The sequence below is a fragment of the Archangium sp. genome, from assembly GCF_036389735.1.
Classification (GTDB): Bacteria; Myxococcota; Myxococcia; order Myxococcales; family Myxococcaceae; genus Archangium.
Genome location: NZ_DASVWK010000291.1, coordinates 1 through 7273, shown reverse-complemented (window position 1 = coordinate 7273; position 7273 = coordinate 1). Strand labels below are relative to the sequence as shown.

Below are 7273 nucleotides of genomic sequence, written 5' to 3'. Positions count from 1 at the left end.
GAGGCCCTGCGTCTCGGTGTGACGGGCTGGGTGCGCAACCTCACGGATGGTTCCGTGGAGGCGGTGGTGGAAGGCGCGCCCGAGGCCCTCGAGGCCTTCGTCAACTGGTGCCGCCGCGGTCCTAGCCAGGCCCGGGTGACGGATGTGGAGCGCGCCGATGCGGAGGCGCGTGGGGAGTTCAGCACTTTTACCGTGGAGCGCAGCTCATGACTCCCTACGCGCTGGCTTCTCTGCCAGCCATGCTGGGCATCAAGTCGGGCAGCAAGGTCTCGGTCATCAACCCGCCTCGGGGCTTCGTCCAGCAGCTCAACCCCCTACCCGACGGCGTGGAGTTCCTCATCACCGCCCAGACGGGTCTGGACGTCATCCTGTTCTTCACCCAGGACGCCCACGAGCTCGTCCAGCGACTGCCGGCCCTCTCCCGGGCCATGACGCTCACCGGGGGCATCTGGGTGTGCTGGCCCAGCGGCGAGGGCATCAAGACATCCCTCTCCGAGGACTTCATCCGTCAGGCTGCGCTCGACATCGGGCTGGTGGACAACAAAATCTGCCTCATCGACAGCACCTGGACCGGGCTGCGGCTGGTGCGCCGTCCGAGGGGCCGGCTGGACAAGCCGGAGAGCCGCAAGAAGGCCCCGACCGCCCAGGCTTGAGCCCGCAACCCCGGCTGCCCCCTGGGTGGGCCGGCCTCCGGGGTTGCCCACCGGGCGACATTTTCCATGTCTTGCCTTTACAGGTCGTATCAGGCGTGAAAACCTTTTGTTGTTTTCGGGCCTTGGGACGTTCCACCCAGGGTGGAGCGTTTGAGGGCCCAGGAGATTTTTGAGACGGGTGCGTTCCGGGACCAGGGCGCGCCGGCTGCACCGAGCCTCTATCGCCCCCCCAAGGCGCCCGCGGATGGGCACCGACCGGGTGTGGAAGGAAGGGGTCGGGCGGCACGAGCGCCAGGGCGCCTCGAACGCTCGGTAGAGAAGCAAGTCCCCGCCCGGCAGGGTGCCGGATGACATGGGGCACATGAACTCGGAGGAGCAGGTGTTGGTCCCCTCAACCCCCACCCGCGCGGAGACAGCCGGTACCCGGACACCCGGGCCGACCCTCGTCCGTGCATCGGGGGCAACCGGGACCGCCTCTCCCCTCGCAGCGCGCTCGGAAGCGGGAGACGCCGTCGCCTCCCGTCCGCCGGAGCTCACGCATCCGCGCGCGCGCCCAGGATTCCTCAATGAGCAGCATCCTCGTCATCAACGCGGCGGGCCGGGAGACCCGCGTGGCCCTGGTCGAAGGTGGCCACATCGCGGAGTTCTACCTCGAGCGTAAGAAGGACAAGGGCATTGTCGGTAACATCTACAAGGGCCGCGTCGTCCGGGTGCTCCCCGGCATGCAGGCGGCCTTCGTGGACATCGGACTCGAGAAGGCGGCCTTCCTCTACGTCAGTGACGTCGTCTACGACCCGGACTTCGCTCGCTCCCAGTTCGAGCTGACCGAGGGCGAGCATGACGACGCCCCGGAGGTGCCCGAGGAGTCGGAGGCCATGGCCGCCGAGGCCGCCCACGAGGGCGGTGGTGCCGACGTGGAGGCCGAGGTCCACGAGCAGCCCGCCGCGGCCGAGGTGGCCAGGCCCCCTGTCGAGGAGCCCCGCACGGAGGAGCCGAAGCGGCTCGCCGAGGAGCCCCGCGCCCAGGAGCCGGAGCGTCGCGCCGAGGAGGCCACGCCCGTGGCCCCCGCGGAGACGAGCCCGGCCGAGCCGGTATCCGCCAGCGCCACGCCCGAGGCGGTGAGCATATCCCCGGTGCCGGTGGCGCCCACGGAGGCCGCGCCCGTGAGCGTGGAGGCACAGGTGTCCGCCTCTCCGGAGCAGCCCACCACCGAGGGCTCGGTCGCCCTGGCGCTCCCGCAGGAGCCCACCCCCGCCACCTTGAGCGAGCCCGCCGCCGTGGCGGCTCCCGTCCTGACCGAGGCCGCTCCGCGCACCGAGAAGGCCGAGAAGCCCGAGACGACGGCTGGTGAGCGCCGCGCCCCGCGCGAGAACCGCGAGGTCCCCCGCGAGGCCCGCGAGGGTCGCCGCGAGCAGAAGGACCGGGAGAAGGAGAAGGAGCGGGAGAAGGAGAAGGCCGCCCGCAAGCAGCGCGAGGAGCAGCAGCGCAAGCGCGACGAGGAGAAGTCCAAGCCGCGCAAGACGGCGAAGATCGAGGAGCTGCTGAAGGTGGGCCAGGAGGTCGTGGTCCAGATCTCCAAGGATCCCATCGGCACCAAGGGCGCGCGCCTCACCTCGCACATCTCCATCCCGGGCCGCCACCTGGTGTTCATGCCCACGGTGGACCACGTGGGCATCAGCCGCCGCATCTCCAACGAGAAGGAGCGCAAGCGCCTGCGGGAGATCGTCGACCGCCTGCGCCCACCCGGGACGGGCTTCATCGTGCGCACGGTGGCGGAGAACGTGCCGCAGGAGAAGCTGGAGAGCGACATCCGCTTCCTCATCGAGGTGTGGAACCAGGTGGTGCGCCGCAACGAGAAGCGCGGTGGCCCCGGCCTGCTGCACCCGGACCTCGACCTCATCCTGCGCGCCACGCGCGACCTCTTCGCCCATGACGTGGAGAAGCTCGTCGTCGATGACCGCGAGGAATACGAGCGCATCCTCGGTTTCGTGAACGCGCAGGATCCGGCACTCAAGGACCGGGTGGTGCTCCATGAGTCGGACGAGCCCGTCTTCGACGCCTATGGGATCGAGCACGAGCTCCAGCGCGCCACCCAGCGCAAGGTGTGGCTCAAGAGCGGCGGCTACCTCATCATCGACCAGGCCGAGGCGCTCACCGCCATCGACGTCAACTCGGGCCGCTACGTCGGCAAGAAGAGCCTCGAGGAGACGATCACCAAGATCAACGTCGAGGCGGCCAAGGAGATCGTCTACCAGCTGCGGCTGCGCAACATCGGCGGCATCATCATCTGCGACTTCATCGACATGGAGAAGCCGCAGAACCGCGACAAGGTCTTCAAGTCCCTCCAGGAGGCGCTGGGCCGGGACAAGGCCAAGACGAACGTCCTGAAGATCTCCGAGCTGGGCCTGGTGGAGATGACGCGCAAGCGCGTGCGCGAGTCCATCGGCCGCATCCTCCACGAGGACTGCCCGTACTGCGACGGCAAGGGCTTCGTGAAGACGGCGACCACGGTGGCCTACGAGATCTTCGGGGAGATCCGCCGCGAGGCGCCGGGCTACAAGGACCCCACACTCGTCATCAACTGCAACGCCGAGGTGGCGCGGCTGCTCCAGGGCGAGGAGCGCCAGGAGCTGCGGCACCTGATGGACCGCTACAACAAGTCCATCCAGGTGAAGGCGCAGCAGAACTACCACCGCGAGCAGTACGACATCTACGGCCGCAGCGCGCAGGGCGGGGACCACAAGGTGGCCTCGTCGCCGGGCTCGGGCGATGGCGAGCTGTCGATGCAGCGCCGGCCGGAGAGCGGCGGCCTGGGCGAGCGCGGCCCCCGCTCCGAGGGTGGTGGCCGCGGTGAGCGGGACCGCGACCGGGGTGACCGTGGCGGCCGGGGTGGCGACCGGGACCGGGACCGTGGCGGCCGGGGTGGTGACCGGGACCGCGGCGGCAGGGGTGGTGGTGACCGGGACCGCGGCGACCGTCCCCGTGGCGAGCAGCCCCGGGGTGAGCAGTCCCGTGGCGAGCAGCCCCGGGGCGAGCAGCAGCGCCGGTCCGAGCAGCGCGAGGGTCGTGGCCAGCAGCAGCAGTCCCAGCAGCAGCAGGGTTCGGCCGGGGGCGAGCAGCCAGGCTCCGGAGGAAACCCGCCGACGTCGTCCGGTGGCGGCAACGAGCCCGGCGGTAAGTAGCTGAACCGGGAGTGAGGGTGCCCGAGCAAACCCACTCGGAAGCACCCTCCCCCTGGCCGAGTCACCCCGGGATTCGCTACCCTGCGACTCCCGGATGTGGCCCCTCTCCCCCCTGTTCTTCAAGCGGCTCCAGGCGCGAGTGCTCCAGTGGGTCCGGCGCACCTGGGCCCCGCTGGAGCGGACCCGCACGGGCCGCTTCGCCATGGACACGCTGCTGGCGGTGCGCAGCCTCGCGCGGGGCTTCCAGGGCGAGAACATCCGCCTGCGCGCGGCGGCGCTCACCTACATCAGCGTCTTTTCCCTGGTGCCGCTGCTGACGGTGGTGGTGGCACTGCTGGGGGCCTACCACCAACAGTCCTTCCAGCAGCGCCTCCGGGAGTTCATCTTCGCGGTGCTGGCCCCTGGCGTGCGCGAGGAGTCGGCGGCCTTCCTCGAGCGCTTCTTGGACCCGAGCCACACCACGGCCATCGGGAGCGCGGGCTTCCTCGGACTGCTCTTCTCGGCGGGCTCGCTGCTTCACAACATCGACGTCTCGCTGAACGAGATCTGGGGTGTGAAGAACCACCGCTCGTGGTGGGTCCGTGCGCTCATCTACTCGGGGTTGCTGCTGCTGGGGCCCCTGATGTTGGCCCTCTCGTTCGCGGGAACGGGCGAGGTGCGCTCCCTCCTCCAGGACACCCATGCCCCCCTCCTCCCCCGCCTCTCCGAGCTGCTGTTCGGGACCCTGTCCCCGCTCACTGGAGTGGTCGGGCTCACCCTCCTCTACTACGTGACGCCCAATACCCACCTGCGCTGGCGGTCGGCGTTGGCGGGCGGGCTGGTGGGGGGTCTGGCCTGGTGGGTGGCGCGGCACGTGTACACGGGAGCCGCGGCGTACAGCTTCCGCCACAACCCCCTCTACGCCTCGCTGGGCGCCCTGCCCATGTTCCTCGCGTGGCTGTATGTGGACTGGCTCCTCGTCCTCACCGGCGCCCGCCTGTCCTACGCGGTGGAGCACGCCAGCTTCCGGGACTCGCTGTGGGCCTTCGGAGCCCACCCGCGCGCGCGCGAGCTGGTGGCCGCCCGGATTGCCCAGGAGGCCACGCTGGTCTGGTTCGACGGCGGGACACCTCCCCGCCCCCGTGACCTGGCCCTCGGCCTCCGCGTCGCCGAGTCGCTCGTCGATGAGGTGGTGGACGACCTGGAGCGGGCGGGGCTCATCGAGCGCCATCGCCGGGGAGGCATCCTGCCAGCCCGGCCCCCGGCGGAGCTGACGCTGGCCGACCTGACGCTCGCCGTTCACGGCGTCTACAACCCCGCCGAGCCCAACGCCCCGAGCACCCCTCTGGCCTCCGGCTTCGAGTCGGTGGACGCCTTCTTCCGGCAGTCGGACGAGTCCGGCCTGGACGTGCTGCGCCGCACCCGGTGGCTGGACCTGGCCCTCCTGGTGCGTCCCGGGCTCGCCACGGCGGCGACGGCGGCGCAGACCGCTCCAGTCGTGGCCCCGCTCGTGGTGGGAAGCGGAAATCCGTAACGTTTCTGGGAGGTTGGCGGGTCTCGTGGCTTGCGCACGGGATTCGTTCTGTTATCTTTCCCGGATTCGACCACGGGCCATGCGCCCTGTTTCCGAGGGGTTACGCGGTTTGCGGGAGCATGCGATGCTCAAGTCCGATCTGATCAACGTCCTCGTCTCCAAGAAGGGGATGACGCAGAAACAGGCCGAGGCCACGGTCGAGACGATCTTCGAGTCCATGAAGGAAGCGCTGTGCCGCGGGGAGAACATCGAGATCCGCGGGCTGGGCGCCTTCCACGTGAAGAACTACCAGGGCTACCAGGGCCGTAATCCCAAGACGGGGCAGATCATCCCCGTGAAGCCCAAGCGCGGCCTGCTCTTCCGTACCGGCAAGGAGCTGCGCGACCGGGTCAACCGGCCGGCGCCCCAGACGCCTCAGTCCGACATCTCGTTCGACCCCAAGAGCGGCACCAACTACTAGCGTCCGCTCAGTGCCCCATGGCCACCGGTGACAGCCGCCCCAGCGGGCGGATTTGCAGGTTCATGTCCAGCTCGCCATAGGTGAGCACCGCGACGTCCGGGAAGGCGCCCTCGCACAGTTTGCGCAGGGTGCGCCGGACATCGGGCGCGGTGAGCAGCACCGTCTGTCCTCCCGTGGAGACGCGCTTCACCCCCTCCAGGATTTCCGCCACCCGCTCGGGCGCGGGCGCCGGCCCTCGTGGCCCGGTGGCGCGCAGCGTCTCCTCGATGTCCGGATCCACGAGGTAGGCGAAGAGCGGCCCCGAGGGGGCGTACTTGTGGCTCAAGTAGCGGTACAGCGCCTGGCGGCAGCGCTCGGCCAGGGCCGTGGCATCCCCCTCGGTGGTGGGGGCCACCAGCGCCTCGAGGATGGCGCGCATGTTCCGGATGCTTACCTGCTCCTCCACGAGCTTGCGCAGCACCTCGGTGAGCAGCGGCAGCGGGACCTTCTGAAGCGCCTCCTTCACCAGCGTGGGTGCCTGGGAGTCGAGCCCATCCAGCAGCCCCTGCACCTCCTGGATGCCCAGGAGTCCCGCCACACGGGTCCGAAGGATGCTCCGCAGGTGCTCGGCGATGAGCTCTCCGGGGCGCCGCAGCGGAACCTGCGCCATCTCCAGGCGCGCCCGTCCCTCCTCCGTCAGCCGACTGATGGGCCTGCCGGTGGAGGGCTCCACCGCGGGCTCCGCCTTCAGTTCCAGGAAGGCCAGCTCCTCCGGCTGCGCCACCGCGTAGAGCGCCCCGGGCACCACTTGTCCCATCCCCGCCGGCACCTCATCCACCAGGATGCGGTAGGTCCCCACCGGCAGGTACGCGGCCTCGGTCCGCACCCGGATGCCCGGCACGCGCACGCCCAGCTCGTAGAAGAGTTCGTCCCGCACCCGGTTGAGCACCTGGTGCACGAAGGCGCCCCCCTGCTCCTGCGCCATCGGCGTGAGGTCCGGAGCGAGATCCACCGTCAGCGGAGCCACCCCCACCGGCGCCACCGCGCTCTCCGGCGCCGCGCCCGGTGCTCCCTGCGCGGCCGCTCCGGCCTCGGGCTTGCCTTCCGCCTGCGCCTCGGCGGCCTCCTCCTCCTTCGCGGCGGCCTTCACGTATTTGAGGGAATGCGCGAGCCCTCCCAGGGCCGCGCCCAGTCCAAGGAACGTCACGAGCGGCATGCCCGGCATCGCGGCGAGGGCCCCGCAGAGCCCGGCCACCACCCAGAGCGCCTTGGCCTCGCCAAAGAGCTGCGCGCCGATCTCCGCACCCAGCGAGTCATCCTCCTTCTCCGAGGCCACGCGCGTGACGACGAGACCCGCCGCCACCGCGATGCACAGCGAGGGAATCTGCGACACCAGCCCATCACCGATGGAGATGAGGGCGTAGGTGGAGGCCGCCTCGGCCAGCGTCATCCCGTTCTGAAGCACGCCGATGCAGATGCCGCCCAG

General features: G+C 70.2%; 6 protein-coding genes. 5 read left to right on the top strand and 1 reads right to left on the bottom strand.

The window, feature by feature from the left end; genetic code table 11:
- From VF794_RS10345 to VF794_RS10325, 5 genes are all read left to right on the top strand, one after another.
- Positions 1-210 (top strand): acylphosphatase (locus tag VF794_RS10345; protein ID WP_331109255.1); only part of this gene is annotated, 210 nt, incomplete at its 5' end.
- Entirely contained in the window at positions 207-653 is a 447-nt protein-coding gene (locus VF794_RS10340) for a DUF3052 family protein (RefSeq protein WP_331109253.1), read from the top strand. The genes VF794_RS10345 and VF794_RS10340, both read left to right, overlap by 4 nt.
- A gap of 566 nt (positions 654-1219) precedes the next feature.
- Positions 1220-3835: an Rne/Rng family ribonuclease gene (locus VF794_RS10335; RefSeq protein ID WP_331109251.1), complete on the top strand. Its 2616-nt coding sequence runs from the start codon at positions 1220-1222 to the stop codon at positions 3833-3835.
- A gap of 94 nt (positions 3836-3929) precedes the next feature.
- A complete protein-coding gene (locus VF794_RS10330) occupies positions 3930-5348 on the top strand; it encodes a YhjD/YihY/BrkB family envelope integrity protein (RefSeq protein WP_331109249.1) in 1419 nt (472 codons plus the stop codon).
- Between the two features lie 124 nt (positions 5349-5472).
- On the top strand, positions 5473-5808 hold the full coding sequence (locus VF794_RS10325; RefSeq protein ID WP_331109247.1) for an HU family DNA-binding protein: 336 nt from the start codon (positions 5473-5475) through the stop codon (positions 5806-5808).
- 7 nt (positions 5809-5815) lie between these two features.
- On the opposite strand, the gene VF794_RS10320 is transcribed toward VF794_RS10325, so the two are convergent.
- On the bottom strand, positions 5816-7273 hold a 1458-nt coding region (locus VF794_RS10320), incomplete at its 5' end, for an FHIPEP family type III secretion protein (RefSeq protein WP_331109245.1).

Bases quoted from the DNA above. Each gene is read 5' to 3' on its own strand.
- VF794_RS10340 (WP_331109253.1), top strand. From the start codon at position 207: ATGACTCCCTACGCGCTGGCTTCTCTGCCAGCCATGCTGGGCATCAAG.
- VF794_RS10335 (WP_331109251.1), top strand. From the start codon at position 1,220: ATGAGCAGCATCCTCGTCATCAACGCGGCGGGCCGGGAGACCCGCGTG.
- VF794_RS10330 (WP_331109249.1), top strand. From the start codon at position 3,930: ATGTGGCCCCTCTCCCCCCTGTTCTTCAAGCGGCTCCAGGCGCGAGTG.
- VF794_RS10325 (WP_331109247.1), top strand. From the start codon at position 5,473: ATGCTCAAGTCCGATCTGATCAACGTCCTCGTCTCCAAGAAGGGGATG.